Genomic DNA, 21,245 nt, shown 5'->3' on the forward strand with positions numbered 1-21,245 from the left:
TCCCCCATGACGACATCTATTGCCCCCCTTTCCCAGGATGAATTGAAAACTTTGGTCGGCCAAGCGGCGCTGCGCTACGTGGTGCCCGGCGAGATCGTGGGGGTGGGGACCGGTTCGACCGTCAACAAGTTCATCGACGCCCTGGCCAGCATGAAGGACCAGATCAAGGGCGCCGTGTCCAGCTCAGTGGCCAGCACCGAGCGCCTGCAGGCGCTGGGCATCCCTGTGTTCGATGCGAATACCGTCACCAGCCTGTCGGTCTACATCGATGGCGCCGACGAGATCGACGGCCAGGGCTACATGGTCAAGGGTGGCGGCGCGGCGCTGACGCGTGAAAAGATCGTGGCTGCGCTGGCCCAGCAGTTCGTCTGCATTGCCGACGAATCCAAGCTGGTGCCTGCCTTGGGCAACTTTCCCTTGCCTGTGGAAGTGATCCCCATGGCTGCTGGCCAGATCGCCCGCAAGTTTGAAGCCATGGGCGCCACGGCGACCCTGCGGCTGAAGGACGGCCAGCCCCTGGTGACCGACAACGGCCAGCACATCCTGGACGTGCGTGGCCTGCAGATCAGCGCACCGCTGGCGTTCGAGAGCGAAGTCAACCAGTGGCCCGGCGTGGTCACCGTGGGAGTCTTCGCCCACCAGAAAGCCCAGGTATGCTTGCTGGGCTACGCCGAAGGTGTGCGCACCATCACCTATTAATTCCTGAGCGGATCCACGCCTATGCTCAACATGCTCTGGTTGGGCTTTTTTCTGGTGGCTGCCATCGCGGCACTGGCCCAGTGGCTGGTGGGCGGGCAGCCACAAGTCTTTGCGGCCATGGTCCAGGCGCTGTTTGCCATGGCCAAGCTGTCGGTCGAGGTCATGGTGCTGCTGTTCGGCACGCTGACGCTGTGGCTGGGCTTTTTGCGCATCGCCGAGGAGGCCGGGGTGGTGCAATGGCTGGCCCGGGTGCTAGGCCCGCTGTTTGCCAAGCTGATGCCCGAGGTGCCGCGCGGCCACCCGGCGCTGGGCCTGATCACGCTGAACTTTGCCGCCAACGGCCTGGGGCTGGACAACGCGGCCACGCCCATGGGCCTGAAGGCCATGCGCGCGCTGCAGGAGCTGAACCCCCGGCCCGACACCGCCACCAATGCACAGATCCTGTTTCTGGTGCTCAACGCGTCCTCGCTGACGCTGTTGCCGGTGACCATCTTCATGTACCGCATGCAGCAGGGCGCACCGGACCCGACGCTGGTGTTCCTGCCCATCCTGCTGGCCACCTCGGCCTCGACCCTGGTGGGCCTGCTGTCGGTGGCGCTGGTCCAGCGTCTGCCACTGTGGCGCCCGGTGGTCCTGGCCTACCTGCTGCCTGTGGCCTTGGGGCTGGCCGGGTTCATGGCGCTGCTGATGACGCTGAGCGCCGCGGCCCTGGCTTCCCTGTCGGCCCTGCTGGGCAACCTGACGCTGTTTGCCCTAGTGGTGCTGTTCGTCAGCCTGGGGGCCTGGAAGCAAGTGCCGGTGTACGACAGCTTCATCGCCGGGGCCAAGGAAGGGTTCGACGTGGCCAAGGGCCTGTTGCCGTACCTGGTGGCCATGCTGTGTGCGGTCGGGGTGTTCCGCGCCTCGGGTGCGCTGGACTATGCGCTGGACGGCATCCGCTGGGGTGTGCAGGTGCTGGGCCTGGATGGCCGCTTTGTCGACGCCTTGCCCACGGCACTGGTCAAACCGTTCTCCGGCAGCGCGGCGCGCGCCATGCTGATCGAAACCATGCAAACCCAGGGGGTCGACAGCTTTGCGGCCCTGGTTGCCGCCACCATCCAGGGCAGCACCGAAACCACGTTCTATGTGCTGGCCGTGTACTTTGGCGCGGTCGGCATCCAGAAGGCGCGCCATGCCGTGCCTTGCGCCCTGCTGGCCGAGCTGGCCGGTGTGGTGGCCGCCATCCTGGTGTGCTACTGGTTCTTCGCCTAGCGGCCTGATTGGGGGGGCGAATGTGACAGTCATCAAGCTGTCACGCAGCGTTCGCACAATCCGGCGTGGAGAAGATTCAATCCCATGCCTTTGTCTGCCTTGCCGCCCAGCCCGACTGCGAGTTTTTCCGCGCTCAAGCGCCGGTGCATCGGCTGGGCCAACAGCTGGCAGCCGGTGCACCTGGCCCTGGTGGCGATCGTGGTGCTGGTGCTGGCGGTCTCCTGGTGGCTGACGGGCAAGCACCTGCGGGCCCAGCTGGCCCAGGCTGAGCAGGCCGCCCGACTGCAGCAGTCGGGGCTGGCGGCGATTGTTTCCGAGAATTTGAGCCAGGTGCTGGAAAAGGCCCAGCTGATGAGCGTGGTCGCTCTGCAGGGCATGCACCACGATGGCGGCCCCTGGCAGGCCCAGCTGGCGCACATGCTGGAGCGCGACCGCGTCTTCCTGCGCATGGCGGTGCTGGACAAGCAGCTGCAACTGCTGGCCGGTGATCCCCAGCAGGCCGCGTTGCTGCACAGCCTGCTGCCGTACCAGCAGGGCTCCTGCGCGGCCGGGCGGGGCGCCTTTGTGCTGCACCAGCAGGAGCAGTCTCAGGACCAGGCCTGGCAGGTGCCCCTGCTGCTGTGCATGGCCGATGCCCAAGGCGTCTCCCTGGGATATTTGCTGCTGTACATGGACATGGGCTATTTCCTCGGGCTGTACCAGGACGTGGACCTGGGCGGCAGCGGCAGCTTGCACCTGCTGTCTCCCGATGGCAGCGTAATTGCCGCCATGGCGGGCGGTGGTCTGCTGGCCCAGCACCCGGCGCAGCGCATGACCACCTTCAGCAAGGTGCCCGAAGGGCCGGGTGAGATGGAACTTCCGGGGCCGCAGGGCAGCACGCGGCTGGCCAACTTCCACCGCGCCCGCTACATGCCGCTGACGGTGGTGGTGAGCCGCGACTGGAACGAAATCCGCGCGGCCCATGCGCAAAATGCCCAGCGCACCTGGGCGGTGCTGGGCGCAATCACGGCGCTGGCCCTGGTGGGCTCGCTGCTGCTGTGGCGCACCATGCAGCGGCGCCAGCACCTGTTCAATGCGCTGGAGAAGGCCGACCAGGACAAGCAGCAACTGATCGCCCAGTTGGAGAGCGAGAAGCAGCGGGCGCTGGAGCTGGCCGCCAGCGACCACCTGACCGGCCTGCACAACCGGCGCATGTTCCACGAGCTGGTGTCCAGCCACTTGGCCCTGGCGCGGCGCAGCCGCAAGCACTACGCCTTGCTGTATTTGGACCTGGACCGCTTCAAGCACATCAACGACACCCTGGGCCACCATGTGGGCGATGCCCTGCTGCAGGCCGTGGCCCAGCGCCTGCGCACCATGCTGCGCAGCTCGGACATCATTGCGCGCATGGGCGGCGATGAGTTCGCCGTGCTGATCACGGCCATGGAAGCCCCCAGCGATGTCGAGACCCTGGCCCAGAAGCTGCTGTCCGGGCTGGGGGCCCCCTATGAGGGCCTGGCGCCGGAGACGCTGCACACCTCGCCCAGCATCGGCATCGCCTTTTTCCCGCGCGACGGCCACGATGTCGAGGTGCTGTGCCGCCATGCCGATGCGGCCATGTATGCCTCGAAAAAGGCCGGGCGCAACCGCTACACCTACTACGACGGCATTCCCAAGCTGGACAGCGACCGCTACTACCAGCTGGCGCGCCAGCTGCCGTCGGCGATCACGCAGGAGCAACTGGTGCTGCACTTTCAGCCCAAGGTGCGGCTGGAGGACTGCCGCATCGTGGGTCTGGAAGCCCTGGTGCGCTGGCAGCACCCCCAGTACGGCCTGATCTACCCCGGGGATTTCATCGCGCTGGCGGAAGAGCATGGCCACATCGAGGCCCTGGGCGACTGGGTGATGCAGGCCTGCTGCCGCCAGATTGCGGCCTGGCGCATGCAGGGGGTGGAGACGGTGCCGGTCGCCTTCAATGTGTCGCCGCTGCAGCTCAAGGACAGCGCCTTCCCCAGCCGCATGGCCACCTACCTCAAGCACTACGGCGTGCGGGCCAGCGATATCCAGGTGGAGATCACCGAAAGCTGCCTGGTCGAGCCCGTAGGCCTGGCCGCGCGGGTGCTGCACCAGCTGCAGCAGATGGGGGTGTCCATCGGGCTGGACGATTTCGGCACCGGCTTTTCCAGCCTGAGCCAGATCCGGGCACTGCCCATCAACACCATCAAGCTGGACAAATCCTTCGTCAACGAGCTGCGCAGCAGCAAGGAGGCGGGGGTGCTGGTGACCTCCATCATCACGCTGGCGCACAACCTGAAGATGCAGGTGGTGGCCGAAGGCGTGGAGCTGATGGACCAGTTGGTCTACCTCAAGACGGCCGGCTGCGATGTGGCGCAGGGCTACTTCCTGAGTCGCCCTGTGCCGCTGGCGCAGACCGAGGCGCTGCTCAAGCAAGGCATTCTGGAGCCCGCATGATGCGACGTCGCTGGATGGCCATGGGCTGGCTGGTGTGGGGGGCGGGGCTGGCCCAGGCGGCCTGCCTGAATCCCGAGGTGCTGCATGTGGCCCTGATCCCCAAGAACGCGCAGAGCGTGCAGGAACAGGCCCAGGCCCCGCTGCTGCAGGCCCTGCACGAGAGCACGGGCAAGCCGGTGCAGATGCTGCCGGTGGCCTCGTACGCGGCGGTGATCGAAAGCCTGCTCACCGGCCAGGCCCAGGTGGCCGAGCTGGGGCCGGCCGGCTATGCCTTGCTGGCCAAGCGCTCCACGCGGTTCGTGCCGTTTGCCACCCTGTCCAACAGCCACGAGGTGGGGCGCTACCACTCGCTGCTGGTGGTGCGCGCCGATGCGGGCATCCGTGACATCCAGGGTCTGCGTGGGCGCGCCCTGGCGCTGACCGATCCGTCCAGCACCTCCGGGGCCATCGTGCCGGAGCTGGCTGTGCCCCAACTGACGGGTTACAAGCTGGGCCATTTTTTCGCCCGCGTGGTGTTCATGGGCTCGCACGACAAGGCCCTGGCCGCCGTGCGTGAGGGCAAGGCGCAGGCCGCGTTCGTGGCCAGCAGCCAGCTCGATGAGGCCGACCCCGCCTGGCGCGTGCTGTGGCGCTCGCCCGCCCTGGTGGGCAGTCCGTTTCTGCTGGACGGCACCCTGTGCCCGGCGCTGCAGCAGGCCGTGCGCCAGGCATTTTTGGCCAAACAGGCGCAGCTGCAGCCGTGGCTGCGCATCAAGAACTACCGCCAGGTGGTGCCGGTCACGGCGCAGGATTACGCCGGCATCCAGTCCCTGCTGGTCGGCGCGCCCTGAGGCGCGCGGCCCTTCAGCGGCTGCGCAGGCGCAGCAACTGGCCGTTGCTGCGGTCGGTCAGCACGTACAGCCAGCCGTCCGGGCCCTGGCGCACATCGCGCACGCGCTGGCCCAGCTGGGGCAGCAGCGGTTCGACCCGGACCACCTGGTTCCCCGCCAGGGTGATGCGTTCCAGGCGCTGCGCCTTGAGGGCGCCCACCACCATCTGCCCCTGCCAGCCCGGATAGCGGTCCGAGGTGATGAAGGCCATGCCCGAGACAGCGATCGACGGCGTCCACTGGTGGGCGGGCTGCTCCATGCCCGCCTGGTGGGTGATGCCGGCGCCGATCTTGCCGCCGCCATAGTTTTCGCCATAGGTGATGACGGGCCAGCCGTAGTTCTTGCCGGGCTCGGGGCGATTGATCTCGTCACCGCCTTGCGGGCCGTGCTCATTCATCCAGAACGTGCCGTCGGGGGCCAGCGCCGCCCCTTGCGGGCTGCGGTGGCCATAGCTCCAAATTTCGGGCCGCGCGCCGCTGCGACCGACGAAGGGGTTGTCCTGGGGCACGCTGCCGTCCTTGTGCAGGCGCACGATCTTGCCCAGGTGGTTCTGCAGGTTCTGCGCCTCTTCCTTGTAGTGCGACCGTTCGCCCAGCGTCAGCAGCAGCGTGCCGTCGCGCCGCTCCACGATGCGGCAGCCAAAGTGCAGCTGGCTGGCCACCTTGGGCTGCTGGCTGAAGAGCACCTGCACGTCCTGCAGCGCGCGCTGGTCGCTCGACAGCCGGGCCTTGGCCAGGGCCGTGCTGTTGGTGCCGTTGGGTGCAGCTTCGCTGTAGCAGAAGTACAGCGTGCGGTTCTGGACAAAGCCGCTGTCCAGCACCACGTCCAGCAGGCCGCCCTGGCCGCCGGCGGCAATCGCCGGCAGGCCTTGCACGGGCTCGCCCAGTTGGCCCTGGGCGCTGACCACGCGCAGGCGGCCAGGGCGCTCGGTCACCAGGAACTGGCCGTCCGGCAAAAAGGCCACAGCCCAGGGGTTCTGCAGGCCCTGGGCCACGACCTCGGGGGTGATCTCCAGGGCCTGGGCGTGGCCCAGCAGGGCGCCCAGGGCCAGGGCGATGGTGGTGCGCCGTGCAGCGCGGCGGGGGAAGGTGGGCATCGGGTGTCTCCTCGGAATGGGGTTGCGGCAACGCAAGCTCGAAGGCGGAAGGCACGAAAAAAGTTGGCATCGCTGGCGCTGAGGCCACTGTGGCAGGTGTATAAAACACGCTGATTCATTCTATGCCGGCCCTGGAGCGCGGCATTTTTTTGTTCTTTTTCAGGAAAGGCGCCGTATGGGAGCGCAATGGAAAGCCAAGGGCAAGGCCCTGGTCGCAGATGCCAAGGGCAAGCTGTTTGGCAAGTTGGTCAAGGAAATCACGGTGGCGGCCCGTCTGGGCGGCGGTGACCCCGGCAGCAATGCCCGCCTGCGCATGGCGATCGAAGCGGCGCGCAAGGCCTCCATGTCCAAGGAAACCCTGGACCGCGCCATCAAGAAGGGTTCGGGCGCGGGCGCCGATGCCGTGAACTATTCCAGCGTGATTTTCGAAGGCTACGGCCCGCACCGCGTGCCGGTGATGGTCGAATGCCTGACCGACAACCCCAACCGCACGGCCCCCAATCTGCGCGTGTGCTTCCGCAAGGGCCAGCTGACGGCCGTCGCCTGGGATTTTGACCATGTGGGCATGATCGAAGGCGAAGCCGAGAACGGCGCCGACGTCGAACTGGCCGCCATCGAGGCCGGCGCGCAGGATTTCGAGCCCGCCGACGATGAGGGGGTGACCCTGTTCATTACCGAGCCGACCGACTTGGACGTGGTCAGCAAGGCGCTGCCGGAGCAGGGCATCAAGGTGCTGTCGGCCAAGCTGGGCTACAAGGCCAAGAACCCCGTCAGCATGTCCAGCCTGTCGGCCGAGCAGCAGGAAGAAGTGCAAGCCTTCTTGGCCGGCCTGGACAACGACGACGACGTGCAGCACGTCTTCGTGGGTCTGGTGGACTGAGTGCCGCCTGATCCACAGGCATGGCGCCGCGCCGCCCAGGCCCTGGGACAAAAAAGACTGCCGATGGCAGTCTTTTTTTGTGCCTACTCTCATCAGCAGAGCGGTTAGCGCTTGTCAGCAAATGGTTTCAAAGGATTTTCTGTCTGAAATGCACGCGTGACGCGCGCAGCTAGCTCTGCTTTTTGAGGTGGCCTGTGCGCAGACGGTCAGACCGGTCAGGCCGTGCTGGCGTGCCAGGTGCATGGCGGGGCGTGCGAGGGCACGTCCATCTGCGGAAAGCTCTGCGGGGTGTGGCTGGCGACCATGTTGTGCGACAGCACCAGGCACGTGGTGATTTTGCGGTGGGCCATGTCCTGGGTCACCAGCGCCGACATCAACTGCGCGTGCTGGCTCCGCGCTGGTTGCGCCGTGGGGGGCTGCGGGGCCGGCGGGGCCCGCATCCTGCAGGATGCGCTGGGCGCTGAAGGGGCGATCGGTGCACCGCCACTGCATGCCGTCGGCTTGCCCATCCTGAAAGGAGTGACGGTGCCTACGGAGATTGCCCGCACCGGTGGCACCCACGAAAAAAAGCCAGCCTATGGGGGCTGGCGGTGGTGGGCGCGGTGACCCGCAGTCTGCGTCGCAGCGGACGTTTCAGCATGCCAGCACCGTGCAAGCCTTGTCCAGTCAGCGCAGGCTGCTATGCATTCCGCAGGCTGCGGGAATGCCACCCCGCTCAGTCGTGGTAGCGCTCGGCCAGGCTGTTGGCGGCGCGCATGGCGTCGTAGACCTCCTGCTCGCTGATGGGGCGCCCCATGTTGCCCATGGTGTCGTTCTTGTCGCAGGCCAGCTTGGCCACCTGGCGCCATTCGGCCTCCACCCATTCGGTCAGGCCGAAGTCGCGCAGCGACAGGGGCAGGCCCGCGGCCTTGATGATGCGGATGACTTCCTCCACCTCGTCCAGCGGGGCGTTTTCCAGCACCAGCTGGGTCAACAGGCCAAAGGCCACCTTCTCGCCGTGCTGGGCCCCGTGCAGCGCAGGGACCACGGCCATGCCGTTGTTCACCGCATGGGCTGCGGCCACACCCGCGGCTTCGGCACCCACGCCGCTGAGGTAGATGGTGGCTTCGATGGTTTCCTCCAGCGCGGGGGTCACGGCATGGTTGCGCACGGCGTCCATGGCGGCGTCGATGTTGCGGCGCAGGATCTGGTAGCACATCTCGCCCAGGCCCAGGCCGGTGCGCGAGGGGCGCTTGAGGATCAGGTTGGTGCCGTTGCAGCGCCAGGTGGCACGGGCCTCGAAGTAGGTGGCCAGCGCGTCGCCCACGCCGGCCGCGAAGAAGCGGGCCGGAGCCTGGGCGATGATGGCGGTGTCGGCCAGCACGGTGTCGGGGTTGTGCGGCATGAACAGATAGTGGTCGAACTCGCCATTGGGCTTGTAGATGACTGCCAGCGCGGTGCAGGGCGCGTCGGTGGAGGCAATGGTGGGCACCAGCACCTGCGGCAGCTTGCAGTGGTGCGAGACGGCCTTGGCCACATCCAGCGCCTTGCCGCCGCCCACGGCCAGGATGACGTTGCAGCCTGCGGTCTGCAGCGCGGCGGTCAGGCGCTCGATCTCGTCGGTGGTGCATTCGCCGGCAAAGGTTTCCACGTGCGCACGCAGCCCTTGTGCCTGCAGCTGGGGCACGGTGCGCTCGGTGATACGCGGCAGGAAGAAGCGGTCGCCAATGATGAAGACATGGTCACCGTGCTCTGCCAGGTAGTCGCCCACCTGATCGAACAGGCCGGCGCCGATCAGGAACTTCTTGGGGGAGGAGACGGAACGTGGGGTCATGGATATACCTTTGTGTCATCAAATACTAGGGTTTTCCATGATGCCTGCCGACGGGCGGTTGATTGGGCAGTGCGCGCCTGTCGCTTGATGCATGTCAATCGCAGGTCGGAAGTTGCGGGCGTCTGGAGGGGCCGTGGCCGCGCTGGCGCCGCCCACGGCCAGCGGGCGGGCACAAAAAAGGCTTCCCGGGGGAAGCCTGGCATCGGTTGCGGCGCACAGCCCTGGGCTGCGCGCGCAGGGGCTTACTTGGTGCCGAAGATGCGGTCACCGGCGTCGCCCAGGCCGGGGAGGATGTAGCCGTGGCTGTCCAGCTCGCGGTCGATGGCGGCCGTGTAGATGTCTACGTCGGGATGGGCGGCCTGCATGGTCTTGATGCCTTCGGGCGCGGCCAGCAGGCACATGAACTTGATCGACTTGGGCGCGCTCTTTTCCTTGAGCTGTTGCACCGCGGCTGCGGCGGAGTTGCCGGTGGCCAGCATGGGGTCGACCACGATCACGTCACGCTCGCCCATGTTCTCGGGCATCTTGTAGTAGTACTCGACGGGCTGCAGGGTCTCGGGGTCGCGGTACAGGCCGATGTGGCCGATGCGCGCGCCAGGCACCACGTTCAGCATGCCATCCAGGAAACCGTTGCCGGCGCGCAGGATGGACACCAGGGCCAGCTTCTTGCCGTCGATGACCTTGCCGGTCATCTTTTCCATCGGGGTTTCGATCTCGATGTCCTGCAGCGGGAAATCGCGGGTCAGTTCGTAGGCCATCAGGGTGGACAGCTCGCCCAGCATGCGGCGGAAGCTGTTGGTGCTGGCTTCCTTGCGGCGCATCAGGGTCAGCTTGTGCTGGACGAGGGGGTGGTCGATGAGGTGGACGTTGCTCATGGTCGGGGTGTCTGTGAAGAGAAAAAGCGCCGTGCAGGCCGGGTGCTGAGTGAGATGTTGCTGTCGTTGTGCCCCAGCAGATGGCGTGCCAGCGCCGATTGCGATGCCCCGCATTGTCCTTTTTTCTGGCCCCATCGGTGAAAAAACGCGCGCTTTTCTGTGCGCGCAAGGGTGTTTTCCTTGAACTCGCGCACATGCGCTGGGGCTTTGGCGCTAGCTGGTGATCCGCTCGGCAGGGCTGTGGGCACCCGGGGCACTACCCGGGCCGGGCTCGGCATCCAGTTGTGCAAAGTGGCGCACCGGCTCCAGGGGGGCAAAGGTGCCCGCACGTTTTTGCTGTGTGGCCTGTACGGATTCCATCACATGGCGGTTGCTCCAGATGCCGGCCTGCAGCCAGCCCATCTGGCGCAGGCTGTCGTCCACGCTGTGGTCGCGGGCAAACTGCAGCGCCTGCTTGCTGCCCCAGATGGCAATCGGGGGTTTGGCCGCGATCTCGCGGGCACAGGCCATGGCGGCGTCCAGCATGGCGTCCTGGGTGGCGTGGACGCCATTCACAAAGCCCTGGGCCAGGGCTGCTTCGGCCGGCCAGCGGCGGCCGGTGTAGGCCAGCTCCTTGACCAGGCCCATGGGCAGTAGCTTGGGCAGGCGCTGCAGGCTGCCTAGGTCGGCCACCATGCCGATGTTGATTTCTTGCACGCAGAAGAAGGCATCCTGCGTGGCATAGCGCAGGCAGGCGCAGCAGACCAGGTCCAGCGCGCCGCCGATGCAGCCGCCCTGGATGGCGGCAATCACGGGGATGCGCAGGTTGTCCAGTCGCGTGAAGGCCTGCTGCATGTCCCACAGGAATTCGGACAGGGCGGCGCGCCCTTCGGGTGAGCGGTCCTGGGGGATGAAGTCCGGGTTGGCAAAGGTCTCCAGCGCCATGCCGGCGCTGAAGTGCTTGCCGGTGCTGCTGAGGATCAGCACGCGCACGTCGGGGCTGCGCTGCAGGTAGTCCAGCGCCGCATCCAGGTCCCGCCAGAAGGCGGGGTGCATGGTGTTCAGGCGCTCGGGCTGGTTCAGCTGCAGGTGGGCGATGTGGTCTTGCACCTGCAGGTGCATGACCGCCAGGGAGGGCAGGGTCGTGGTAGGCATGGCTGGTGACTGTAGGCAGCGCACCCGCACCGCAAAACTCGCACATTCCCTGATGTGCGGCCTGCCGTCAGCGTTTCTTGCTGCCCGTCAAACTGCCCAGCACGCCACGCAGCAGCTGGCGGCCCAGCTGGTTGGTCATGCTGCGGGCCGTGGACTTGACCACGCTTTGCACCAGACCATCGCGTTTGCCGCCGCGTGGGCCGGTCGAGCCGAAGAGGAATTCGTTCAAGCCATTCATCAGGCTGCTGTCGGCTGCAGCGCCTGCGCCACTGGCCCCCGGGGCCCCTCCGGTGGCCGCAGGCTCCTGGCTGGCGCGGCTTTGCAGCACTTCGTAGGCCGACTCCCGGTCGACCGGTTGTTCATAGACCCCGGCGACCAGGGAATGGGCCAGCAGTGCCCGGCGCTGTGGCTCCTGGATGGGGCCGATCTGGCTGCCCGGGGGCACGACGTAGACGCGCTGGGTGATGCCGGGGCGGCCCTTTTCGTCGAGAAAGCTGATCAGGGCCTCGCCCACGGCCAGCTCGGTGATGGCCGATTCGATGTCCACCTGGGGGTTGGGGCGCATGGTCTGGGCCGTGGCTTTCACCGCCTTCTGGTCTTTGGGGGTGAAGGCGCGCAGCGCATGCTGCACGCGGTTGCCCAGCTGGGCCAGCACGCTGTCGGGAATGTCCATGGGGTTTTGCGTGACGAAGTACACGCCCACGCCCTTGGAACGTACCAGGCGCACCACCAGTTCGATGCGCTCGATCAGCACCTTGGGAGCATCGGTGAACAGCAGGTGGGCTTCATCGAAGAAAAAGACCAGCTTGGGCTGGTCGGGGTCGCCGATTTCCGGCAGCCGCTCGAACAGCTCGGACAGCATCCACAGCAGGAAGGTGGAGTACAGGCGCGGCGACTGCATCAGCTTGTCGGCCGCCAGGATGTTGATCACGCCGCGCCCCTGGGCATCGGTCTGCATCAGGTCCTCGATGTTGAGCATGGGCTCGCCAAAGAACTGCTCGCCCCCTTGCGACTCGATCTGCAGCAGGCCGCGCTGGATCGCGCCCACGCTGGCGGCCGAGATGTTGCCGTACTCGGTGGTGAACTGCTTGGCGTTGTCACCCACATGCTGCAGCATGGCGCGCAGGTCCTTGAGGTCCAGCAGCAGCATGCCGTTGTCGTCGGCAATCTTGAAGACCAGGTTGAGCACGCCCATCTGCGTGTCGTTCAGGCCCAGCATGCGGCCCAGCAGCAGCGGCCCCATGTCCGAGATGGTGGCCCGCACCGGGTGGCCCTGCTCGCCAAACACGTCCCACAGGGTGCAGGGACAGGCCACGGGATCGGGCAGGGCGATGCCGCGCTCCTGCAGCGAGGCGGCCAGCTTGCCGCCGATGCTGCCGGCCTGGCTGATGCCGCTCAGGTCGCCCTTGATGTCGGCCAAAAATACGGGAACCCCGGCCAACGCGAAGCTTTCGGCCATCTTCTGCAGCGTCACGGTTTTCCCGGTGCCGGTGGCGCCGGTGATCAGCCCATGGCGGTTGGCCATGCTGGGCAGGAGGGAGCAAACGGTATCGCCGTGCAAGGCAATAGGCAAAGCTGGGGCCATGTTCGGGTTTCCTCTGTCAAGTTGCGCTGTCAAAAGTAGAATCCGTGCCCAATAGATTAAATCAAGACCAAAGGATTTCCTGTGGCAGGACATAGTAAGTGGGCCAACATCCAGCACCGCAAGGGTCGCCAGGATGAGAAGCGCGGCAAAATCTGGACACGCATCATTCGTGAAATCATGGTGGCGGCCCGCCAAGGTGGCGGTGATCTGAATGCCAATCCCCGCCTGCGCTTGGCAGTGGACAAGGCCAAAGCTGCCAACATGCCTGCCGACAACATCAAGCGCAACATCGACAAGGCCACAGGCAATCTGGAAGGTGTGAACTACGAGGAAATCCGCTACGAGGGCTATGGCATCGGCGGCGCGGCCATCATCGTGGACACCATGACCGACAACCGTGTGCGCACGGTCGCTGAAGTGCGCCACGCCTTCAACAAGCACGGCGGCAACATGGGCACCGAAGGTTCGGTGGCCTTCCAGTTCAAGCACTGCGGACAGATCGTGTTTGCCCCCGGAACCAGCGAAGACCAGGTCATGGATGTGGCCCTGGAAGCCGGCGCCGAGGATGTGATCACCGACGAGGACGGTGCCATCGAGGTGCTGACCGCGCCTGCGGACTTTGAAGCCGTGAAGAATGCCCTGGAAGCGGCTGGCCTGAAGCCCGAAGTGGCGGAAGTGACCATGCGCGCTGAAAACACCATCGAACTGCAAGGCGAGGACGCCGAGCGGATGCAAAAACTGCTGGATGTATTGGAAGATTTGGACGACGTGCAGGACGTCTACCACAACGCTGAACTATGAAGATTCTTGTGATTGGCGGCGGTGGCCGCGAACACGCTCTGGCGTGGAAATTGGCCCAGTCGCCCAAGGCGACCAAGGTGTTTGTCGCGCCCGGCAACGGTGGCACTGGCCTGGCAGGTGGCAAGCTGCAGAACTTGCCCATCACCGATGTGGTTAAGCTGCGCGAATGGGCGCAGGCTGAAGGCGTGGCGCTGGCCGTGGTCGGCCCCGAGGCACCGCTGGCCGCCGGCGTGGTGGACGAGTTCCGCGCGCACGGCCTGAAGGTGTTCGGTCCCACCAAGGCGGCTGCGCAGCTGGAGTCGTCCAAGGCCTTCTCCAAGGCCTTCATGCGTCGCCACGGCATTCCCACGGCCGACTACGACACCTTTACCGACCCCGTGGCCGCCCACGCCTTTGTGGAACGCCTGGGGGCACCCATCGTCATCAAGGCCGACGGCCTGGCTGCCGGCAAGGGCGTGGTGGTGGCGATGACACTGCAGGAAGCACACGATGCCGTGGACTTCATGCTGGTGGACAACAAGTACGGCGTGCAGCACAACGAAGGCGGTGCACGCGTGGTGATCGAGGAGTTCCTCGCTGGCGAGGAGGCTTCGTTCATCGTGCTGTGCGATGGCAAGAACGTGGTCGCCATGGCCACCAGCCAGGACCACAAGCGCCTCAAGGACAACGACGAAGGCCCCAACACCGGCGGCATGGGCGCCTACTCGCCCGCCCCCGTGGTCACGGCCGACGTGCATGCCCGTGCCATGCGCGAGATCATCCTGCCCACCATCCGTGGCATGGAAAAGGACGGTATTCCGTTCACCGGCTTCCTGTATGCCGGCCTGATGATCGACGGCAACGGCCACCCCAAGACGCTGGAGTTCAACACCCGCATGGGTGACCCCGAAACCCAGCCCATCATGATGCGCCTCAAGAGCGATCTGGTGGACGTCATGCAGGCGGCTGTGGACGGCAAGCTGGACCAGGTGGAGCTGGAGTGGGACCGCCGCACCGCGCTGGGCGTGGTGATGGCGGCGGCCGGTTACCCGGAAGATCCGCGCAAGGGCGATGCCATCACCGGCCTGCCCGCCGAGGTGGACGATGCCGTGGTGTTCCATGCCGGCACGCAGCTGAATGAGGCCGGCGTGCCCGTGACCAGCGGTGGCCGCGTGCTGTGCGTGACCGTGCTGGCCGACAGCGTGCGCCAGGCGCAGACCCGTGTCTACGATGTGACGCGCGGCATCCACTTCGACGGCATGCAGTACCGCCGCGACATTGGCTTCCGCGCTATCAAGGGCTGAGGAGGCCGCCATGCAAGCACCCACCGCCAGCATCGACAACGTGCGCGCCTACCTGCTGGGGCTGCAAGCCAGCATCACCCGTGCGCTGGAGGCGGTGGAAGCCGCCGCTGGCGAAGGTGCGGCCCGGTTCCTGGCCGATCCCTGGCACAAGGGGGCGGATGAGCGCCTGCAGGGCGATGGCGTCACCAAGATCCTGGAAAACGGCCGGGTGTTCGAGCGTGCCGGCTGTGGTTTCTCGCACGTCAAGGGCGCGCAACTGCCGCCCTCGGCCACCCAGCACCGGCCCGAACTGGCGGGTGCACCGTTCGAGGCCATGGGCGTGTCGCTGGTGTTCCACCCACGCAACCCCTATGTGCCCACGGTACACATGAATGTGCGCATGATTGCCGCCGGCCACCCGGGCCAGCCCCAGGTGTGCTGGTTTGGCGGTGGCATGGACCTGACACCGGTCTACGGCTTCGAAGACGATGCCGTGCACTTCCACCAGACCTGCCGCGATGCGCTGCAGCCTTTTGGCGCGCAGCTGTATCCGCGCTTCAAGCAGTGGTGTGACGAGTACTTTTTCCTGAAACACCGCAACGAGCAGCGCGGCATCGGCGGCATCTTCTTTGATGACTTCAGCGAGCTGGGCCAGGACCAGGGCTTCGCCATGCTGCGCGCGGTGGGGGATGCGTTCCTGCAGGCCTATCTGCCCATCGTCGAGCGGCGCCAGGCCATGGCCTACGGCGCGGCGCAGGTGGATTTCCAGCGCTACCGCCGTGGTCGTTATGTGGAGTTCAACCTGGTCTGGGACCGGGGCACCCACTTCGGCCTGCAGTCCGGGGGGCGTACCGAATCCATCCTGCTGTCCATGCCCTTGCATGCGGACTGGAGCTACCAGCGCGTGGACGCCCCGGGGACGCCCGAGGCGCAACTGCTGAGCCAATTCTTGGTGCGCCGCGACTGGCTTTGAGGGCGCGCAAGCAGCCCCCTGGCCGAAAAACTATAATTTCCATAGCTGCCGACGACAGTCCCTGTGGTCGGCCTTTCTATTTAGACCAACAATAAAAGCCCTGTCAGCGTGGGGCAGCATCCCCAAGGGCATTGAAGCCCGCGATGCAGCCGCGCTATATTGACCGGAACTTTCAACCAGACATCGCCTGATGAGCACTTCCACCCAATCGGATTCCGCAGCCAAGAAAGACGTGACCAAACTCCAGCGTGCCATCGTCGATGGCCTGGAAGACGTCAAGGCCCAAGACATTCAGGTTTTCAATACCGAGCACCTGTCGCCGCTGTTTGAGCGCGTCATCGTCGCCTCCGGTACTTCCAACCGCCAGACCAAGGCCCTGGCCTCCAGCGTACGCGATGCCGTGAAGAAGGCCGGCTTTGCCGTGCCACGCCATGAAGGCGAAGAAAACGGCGAGTGGATCATCGTCGACTGCGGCCAGTGCGTGGTGCACATCATGCAGCCCATGATCCGCCAGTACTACCGCCTGGAAGAAATCTGGGGCGACAAGCCCGTGCGCCTGAAGCTGGCGGGCGCCAAGCCTGCCAAGATCTTCGCCTCCGAAGATGCCTCGGCCGAAGCCAAGCCTGCCAAGAAGGCTGCGGCCAAGAAGACCGCCCCTGCGGTGGATGGCAAGACCGTGGTGAAGAAGGCCGCAGCCAAGAAATCCGCCGAGAAGTCGGTGGACGCCAAGGCCGACAAGGCTCCGGCCGTGAAAAAGCCGGCAGCCAAGAAGCCTGCCGCAAAGAAAGCCGCCGCCGTGAAGACCGTGGTGGTCAAGCCCACGGCACCCCGCGGCGGCGCCAAGAAGGCGGCTGCGAAGAAGGCATGAAGCTGTGGATCGTGGCCGTGGGCCAGCATGTGCCCGATTGGGCGCAGACGGCCTACGACGATTACGCCAAGCGCTTTCCCCCGGAACTCAAGGTCGAGCTCAAGGCCGTCAAGACCGAGCCGCGTGGCTCCAAGACGGTCGAGACGCTGTATGCCGCCGAGCGCAAGCGCATCGAGGCGGCGATTCCCCGGGGCACCCGCATCGTGGTGCTGGACGAGCGGGGTACCAACCTGACCACCAAGGCCCTGGCCCAGCGCCTGGAGCACTGGCAGCTGGAAGGCGATGATGTGGCACTGGTCATCGGAGGCCCCGATGGCCTGGACCCGGCCTTCAAGCAGGCCGCACACGAGAAAATCCGCCTCTCGGACCTGACCTTGCCGCACGCCATGGTGCGGGTGCTGCTGATCGAGCAGCTGTACCGCGCCTGGTCGGTGAATGCGGGCCACCCGTATCACCGCGAGTGAGTCGCGAACCCCTCCGTGCCGGCTGCCCGGCATCCGCAGACCCTGCCCCCAGCGTGCAGGGTTTTGTTTTTTCAGCGTCAGCCTGGGCAGAGGGTGGTGTGGCCGTGGATTGCATGGCGCAGGGTGCCGTGATACTATTTTTTTAATAGCTTCTGGCGCTTGCTGAATGCGCGCTGAAGCCTTTTTTGATTCAAAACCATGTCCGACTTCATCTACCTTGCCTCCCAAAGCCCGCGCCGCAGCCAGTTGCTGCAGCAGCTGGGCGTGCGCCACGAACTGCTGTTGCCCAATGCCCCAGGGGATGTGGCCGAGGATGCCGAGGCCATCGAGGCCGTGTTGCCGGACGAGGACCCGCAGGCCTACGTGCAGCGCGTGACCGGATTGAAGCTGGATGCCGCCGTGGCTCGCCTGGCGCGGCGTGGCCTGCCCGATGCGCCGGTGCTGACCTCGGACACCACGGTGGCCCTGGGCACGCAGATCCTGGGCAAGCCAGCTGATGCCGCGCATGCGCTGCAGATGCTGGCGCAGCTGTCCGGCCAGACCCACACGGTGCTGACGGCGGTGGCGGTGCAGCAGGGCGCACAGCGCTGGCAGGCCCTGTCGGTCTCCAGCGTGCGCTTCATGGCGCTGAGCGAGGCGCAAATGGCTGCCTACGTAGCCTCGGGGGAACCTTTCGGCAAGGCCGGGGCCTATGGTATTCAAGGACGTGCAGCGGCCTATATCGAACATATGGACGGCAGTTATTCCGGCATCATGGGCCTGCCCGTGTTCGAGACGGCCCAGCTGCTGCGGCAACTGGGCTGGCAGATTTAAGCAGCGCCTGGATGGCCCGCGCTGCCGCCGATGTGCGCGCAGCTGGCATTCGGACGCACCGCGGTACGGGGCCGGCAGCACCTGCCCCCTCAACAAACCAAGACAAGCGCATGCAGCAAGACATTTTGATCAACTGGTCGCCCCAGGAAACCCGGGTGGCCGTGGTGGAGCAGGGCGCTGTGCAGGAGCTGCACATCGAACGCACGCTGGAACGCGGCCTGGTCGGCAACATCTACCTGGGCAAGGTGTCGCGCGTGCTGCCGGGCATGCAGTCCGCCTTCATCGACATCGGGCTGGAGCGCGCCGCCTTCCTGCATGTGGCCGATGTCTGGCAGCGCCACGAAAGCGGCGATGCGCCCATGATTGCGCGCAAGAACGAGCCGCCCAAACCCATCGAGCACCAGGTGTTCGAGGGCCAGTCCATCGTGGTGCAGGTCATCAAGGACCCGATCGGCAGCAAGGGCGCGCGCCTGTCCACGCAGATCAGCATTGCCGGGCGCCTGCTGGTGCACCTGCCGCAGGACGAGCACATTGGCGTGTCGCAGAAGATCACGCCCGAGGAGCGCGATGCCCTGCGCGGGCGCCTGCAAAAGCTGGTGGGCCTGAAGGACCAGGGCGGCGGTGGCGGTTTCATCCTGCGCACCAACGGCGAAGATGCCAGCGATGAGGAGCTGTCCGAGGACATCGCCTACCTGCGCAAGACCTGGGCGCGCATCAAGCTGGCCGCCACCACGCTGCCGCCGATGTCGGTGCTGCACCAGGACCTGAGCCTGCTGCAGCGCGTGCTGCGCGATCTGGCCGGCGAGAGCACGCAGAGCATCCGCATCGACTCGCAGGAGCAGTTCGCCAAGCTCATGGCCTTTGGCAAGGAATTCATGCCCAGCGCCGTGCCCAAGCTGCAGCTGTACAAGGGTGAGCGGCCGATCTTTGACCTGTATTCCATCGACGAGGAAATCGCCAAGGCACTGGGCCGGCGCGTGGAGCTGAAGTCGGGCGGCTACCTGATCATCGACCAGACCGAGGCGCTGACCACGGTGGACGTGAACACCGGTGGCTATGTCGGGGCCCGCAATTTCGACGACACCATCTTCAAGACCAACCTGGAGGCGGCGCAGGCGATTGCGCGCCAGCTGCGCCTGCGCAACCTGGGCGGCATCATCATTGCCGACTTCATCGACATGGCGCACGAGGAGCACCGGGAGCAGGTGCTGGCCGAGCTGCGCAAGCAGCTGGGCCGTGACCGGGTGAAGACCATGGCGGGGACGTTCTCACAGTTGGGGCTGGTCGAGATGACGCGCAAGCGCACGCGCGAATCGCTGGCCCACATGCTGTGCGAACCCTGTCCCGTGTGCCAGGGCAAGGGCAGCGTGAAGACGGTGCGCAGCGTGGCCTACGAGATCCTGCGCGAAATCCTGCGCGAGGCACGCCAGTTCAACCCCAAGGAGTTTCGGGTGGTGGCCAACCCGGATGTCATCGACCTGCTGCTGGACGAGGAAAGCCAGCACCTGGCGGGCCTGAGCGATTTCATCGGCAAGCCCATCTCGCTGCAGGCCGAAGGCGGCCTGGCCCAGGAACAGTACGACATCGTACTGCTGTAAAGCGGCCACGCGGGGCCGCGGCAGTGCCGGTGGCCCCGCACGAACCGGAATGGAACATGCGCAAAACCCTGCATTACATCTTTGATCCGCTGTGCGGCTGGTGCTATGGCGCCGGGGCTGTCGTGGCCCAGGTGGCCGCCCTGCCGCAGCTGCAACTGAAATTGTGGCCCTGCGGCATGTTTTCGGGCGCCGGCTCGCGCGCCATGGACGACGACTTTGCCGCCTACGCCTGGACGAACGACCAGCGCATCGAGCAACTGACCGGTCAGCACTTTTCGCCGCGCTACCGCACCCAGGTGCTGGCCGATCGCCAGCAGCGCTTTGACAGCGGCCCTATCAGCCTGGCCCTGACGGCGGTGGCGTTGACAGCCCCCACGCAGGAGGTGGCAGCGCTCAAGGCCATGCAGCAGGCGCGCTACATCGACGGGCAGGATGTGACGTCGCTGGACCAACTGGCCGTGATCTTGCAAGGCCTGGGCCTGGGCCTGGCCGAGGCGGCGCAGCGCTTGACCGCGACCGATGCAGAGCTGCTGCAGGTGCATGCCGCGCGCACGCAGCAAGCCCAGCACTGGTTGCAGCAGCTGGGCGCACGGGGCGTGCCCACGTTCTTGCTCGAAATCGATGGGCGTGGGCAGTTGCTACCTTCCAACCTGTTGTTTTCACAGCCCGAGGCCTGGATTGAGCAACTGTTGGCGGCCTGAGCGCTCACATAGCGGCCCCGCTGCAGCGTGATCCGCCGCCCCGCGCAAATGAGGGGCCGCAAGCACCCGCACAGTCCGTGCCTAGGCATACGCGAGGGGGCTTGATCGCTGCCTGAGTCGGGCAGCGCCAAGCGGGCGGTGCTGGCCCAGAGCATGCCCGACGGGCGCAGTCTGTGGCTGCGCGCGTCGGCCGCGGATCAGGCACCCGGTGGGTGCAGCAACTGGTCCAAGGCGCCCGCCAGCGTGGGGTGCTGCCACGCAAATCCCGCGGCCTGCGCACGCTGGGGGCGCAGGCGCTGGCCGCCCAGCAGCAGCACGGACATTTCGCCCAGCGCCAGGCGCAGCGCCCAGGCCGGTGCCGGCAGCCAGGCCGGGCGGTGCAGGGCGGTGGCCAGGGTCTGGGTGAAGGTGGCGTTGCGCACGGCCTCTGGCGCGCAGGCATTGAATGGGCCGCTGCAGTCTGCGTGGTGCAGCAGGTGGTCCATCAGCCGGACCTGGTCGTCCAGGTGGATCCAGGGCATCCACTGCTGGCCATCACCCAGTCTGCCCCCCAGGCCCAGCTTGAACGGGGGCAGCAGCCGCGCCAGCATGCCGCCCCTGGGGGCCAGGACCGGTGCGGTGCGCACCAGGGCCACGCGCACGCCGAAGCGGCGCGCGTGCTCGGCCTCTTGCTCCCAGGCGATGCACAGCTGGCTGCCAAAATCGGCCGCACCGGCCGGGCTGCTTTCATCCAGCCAGGCGTCGCCACCATCGCCGTACCAGCCCACGGCCGAGCCCGACAGCAGCACACGCGGCGGCTGGGGCTGCTGCGCCATCCAGTCCACCAGGGTCCGTGTCAGCTCGACGCGGCTGCGCCACAGCACCTGGCGGCGCGATGTGGTCCAGGGGCGGTCTGCAATCGGGGCGCCGGCCAGGTTCACCACCGCGTCCAGCGATGTACCTTCCAGTTCGTGCAGGTGGGCTATGCCGCGGGCACCGCTGCACAGGGCGGCCACCTTGTGCGGTTCGCGGCTCCAGACCCAGAGTTCGTGGCCTTGGCGTTGCCAGTGCTGGCACAGGGCTTGTCCAATCAGGCCGGTGCCGCCAGTCAGCAGGATGCGCATGGGGTTCTC

20 protein-coding genes are annotated in these 21,245 nt (G+C 66.2%); 13 read left to right on the top strand and 7 right to left on the bottom strand.

The window, feature by feature from the left end; genetic code table 11:
- Positions 1-6 precede the first annotated feature (6 nt).
- The 4 genes from rpiA (at position 7) to phnD (ending at position 5,231) form a co-directional block, all read left to right on the top strand.
- The gene (gene rpiA / locus CA2_RS12715) at positions 7-699 is read left to right on the top strand and encodes a ribose-5-phosphate isomerase RpiA (protein WP_042417780.1); all 693 of its coding nucleotides are present in this window, start codon (positions 7-9) and stop codon (positions 697-699) included.
- A gap of 21 nt (positions 700-720) precedes the next feature.
- A complete protein-coding gene (locus CA2_RS12720) occupies positions 721-1,950 on the top strand; it encodes a nucleoside recognition domain-containing protein (protein WP_042417783.1) in 1,230 nt (409 codons plus the stop codon).
- Positions 1,951-2,034: 84 nt separating this feature from the next.
- Positions 2,035-4,401, top strand: coding sequence for a putative bifunctional diguanylate cyclase/phosphodiesterase (locus tag CA2_RS12725; RefSeq protein ID WP_245620956.1), 2,367 nt, complete (start codon positions 2,035-2,037; stop codon positions 4,399-4,401).
- Positions 4,398-5,231 (top strand): phosphate/phosphite/phosphonate ABC transporter substrate-binding protein, encoded by an 834-nt coding sequence (gene phnD / locus CA2_RS12730; RefSeq protein ID WP_081888992.1) that lies wholly within the window; start codon positions 4,398-4,400, stop codon positions 5,229-5,231. The genes CA2_RS12725 and phnD overlap by 4 nt, the downstream gene beginning before the upstream one ends.
- A gap of 13 nt (positions 5,232-5,244) precedes the next feature.
- Here the strand turns inward: phnD and CA2_RS12735 are convergent, their stop codons facing one another.
- Entirely contained in the window at positions 5,245-6,366 is a 1,122-nt protein-coding gene (locus CA2_RS12735) for a PQQ-dependent sugar dehydrogenase (protein ID WP_042417790.1), read from the bottom strand.
- 175 nt (positions 6,367-6,541) lie between these two features.
- Between CA2_RS12735 and CA2_RS12740 the strand changes: the two genes are divergently transcribed.
- Positions 6,542-7,246, top strand: a complete 705-nt coding sequence (locus CA2_RS12740) for a YebC/PmpR family DNA-binding transcriptional regulator (protein ID WP_042417793.1) — start codon at positions 6,542-6,544, stop codon at positions 7,244-7,246.
- A gap of 215 nt (positions 7,247-7,461) precedes the next feature.
- Here the strand turns inward: CA2_RS12740 and CA2_RS18765 are convergent, their stop codons facing one another.
- The 5 genes from CA2_RS18765 to CA2_RS12765 form a co-directional block, all read right to left on the bottom strand.
- Positions 7,462-7,596, bottom strand: a complete 135-nt coding sequence (locus CA2_RS18765; RefSeq protein ID WP_281176796.1) for a hypothetical protein — start codon at positions 7,594-7,596, stop codon at positions 7,462-7,464.
- A gap of 365 nt (positions 7,597-7,961) precedes the next feature.
- On the bottom strand, positions 7,962-9,059 hold the full coding sequence (locus CA2_RS12750; protein WP_154162785.1) for a glycerol dehydrogenase: 1,098 nt from the start codon (positions 9,057-9,059) through the stop codon (positions 7,962-7,964).
- 242 nt (positions 9,060-9,301) lie between these two features.
- On the bottom strand, positions 9,302-9,934 hold the full coding sequence (upp, locus tag CA2_RS12755; RefSeq protein ID WP_042417802.1) for a uracil phosphoribosyltransferase: 633 nt from the start codon (positions 9,932-9,934) through the stop codon (positions 9,302-9,304).
- A gap of 213 nt (positions 9,935-10,147) precedes the next feature.
- The gene (locus CA2_RS12760) at positions 10,148-11,068 is read right to left on the bottom strand and encodes an enoyl-CoA hydratase-related protein (protein WP_081888993.1); all 921 of its coding nucleotides are present in this window, start codon (positions 11,066-11,068) and stop codon (positions 10,148-10,150) included.
- A 67-nt stretch (positions 11,069-11,135) separates the two neighbouring features.
- Entirely contained in the window at positions 11,136-12,653 is a 1,518-nt protein-coding gene (locus CA2_RS12765) for a helicase HerA-like C-terminal domain-containing protein (RefSeq protein WP_042417806.1), read from the bottom strand.
- 81 nt (positions 12,654-12,734) lie between these two features.
- Between CA2_RS12765 and CA2_RS12770 the strand changes: the two genes are divergently transcribed.
- The 8 genes from CA2_RS12770 to CA2_RS12805 all read left to right on the top strand — a co-directional run bounded on the left by CA2_RS12770 (position 12,735) and on the right by CA2_RS12805 (position 20,133).
- The gene (locus tag CA2_RS12770) at positions 12,735-13,454 is read left to right on the top strand and encodes a YebC/PmpR family DNA-binding transcriptional regulator (RefSeq protein ID WP_042417809.1); all 720 of its coding nucleotides are present in this window, start codon (positions 12,735-12,737) and stop codon (positions 13,452-13,454) included.
- A complete protein-coding gene (gene purD, locus CA2_RS12775) occupies positions 13,451-14,737 on the top strand; it encodes a phosphoribosylamine--glycine ligase (RefSeq protein WP_042417812.1) in 1,287 nt (428 codons plus the stop codon). The genes CA2_RS12770 and purD overlap by 4 nt, the downstream gene beginning before the upstream one ends.
- A gap of 10 nt (positions 14,738-14,747) precedes the next feature.
- Complete coding sequence (gene hemF / locus CA2_RS12780; RefSeq protein ID WP_042417815.1) at positions 14,748-15,689, top strand: oxygen-dependent coproporphyrinogen oxidase; 942 nt, start codon at positions 14,748-14,750, stop codon at positions 15,687-15,689.
- A 190-nt stretch (positions 15,690-15,879) separates the two neighbouring features.
- The gene (rsfS, locus tag CA2_RS12785; RefSeq protein WP_042417819.1) at positions 15,880-16,557 is read left to right on the top strand and encodes a ribosome silencing factor; all 678 of its coding nucleotides are present in this window, start codon (positions 15,880-15,882) and stop codon (positions 16,555-16,557) included.
- A complete protein-coding gene (gene rlmH / locus CA2_RS12790; protein ID WP_042417821.1) occupies positions 16,554-17,021 on the top strand; it encodes a 23S rRNA (pseudouridine(1915)-N(3))-methyltransferase RlmH in 468 nt (155 codons plus the stop codon). Before rsfS ends, rlmH begins: the two co-directional genes overlap by 4 nt.
- Positions 17,022-17,219: 198 nt before the next feature.
- Positions 17,220-17,834, top strand: a complete 615-nt coding sequence (locus CA2_RS12795; protein ID WP_042417824.1) for a Maf family protein — start codon at positions 17,220-17,222, stop codon at positions 17,832-17,834.
- Between the two features lie 110 nt (positions 17,835-17,944).
- Complete coding sequence (rng, locus tag CA2_RS12800; protein WP_042417827.1) at positions 17,945-19,432, top strand: ribonuclease G; 1,488 nt, start codon at positions 17,945-17,947, stop codon at positions 19,430-19,432.
- 56 nt (positions 19,433-19,488) lie between these two features.
- Positions 19,489-20,133, top strand: coding sequence for a DsbA family protein (locus CA2_RS12805; RefSeq protein ID WP_042417877.1), 645 nt, complete (start codon positions 19,489-19,491; stop codon positions 20,131-20,133).
- 197 nt (positions 20,134-20,330) lie between these two features.
- On the opposite strand, the gene CA2_RS12810 is transcribed toward CA2_RS12805, so the two are convergent.
- Positions 20,331-21,236, bottom strand: coding sequence for a TIGR01777 family oxidoreductase (locus tag CA2_RS12810; protein ID WP_042417830.1), 906 nt, complete (start codon positions 21,234-21,236; stop codon positions 20,331-20,333).
- Positions 21,237-21,245: the final 9 nt, after the last annotated feature.

It is taken from the genome of Comamonas aquatica NBRC 14918 (genome assembly GCF_000739875.1).
Lineage (GTDB): Bacteria > Pseudomonadota > Gammaproteobacteria > Burkholderiales > Burkholderiaceae_C > Comamonas > Comamonas aquatica.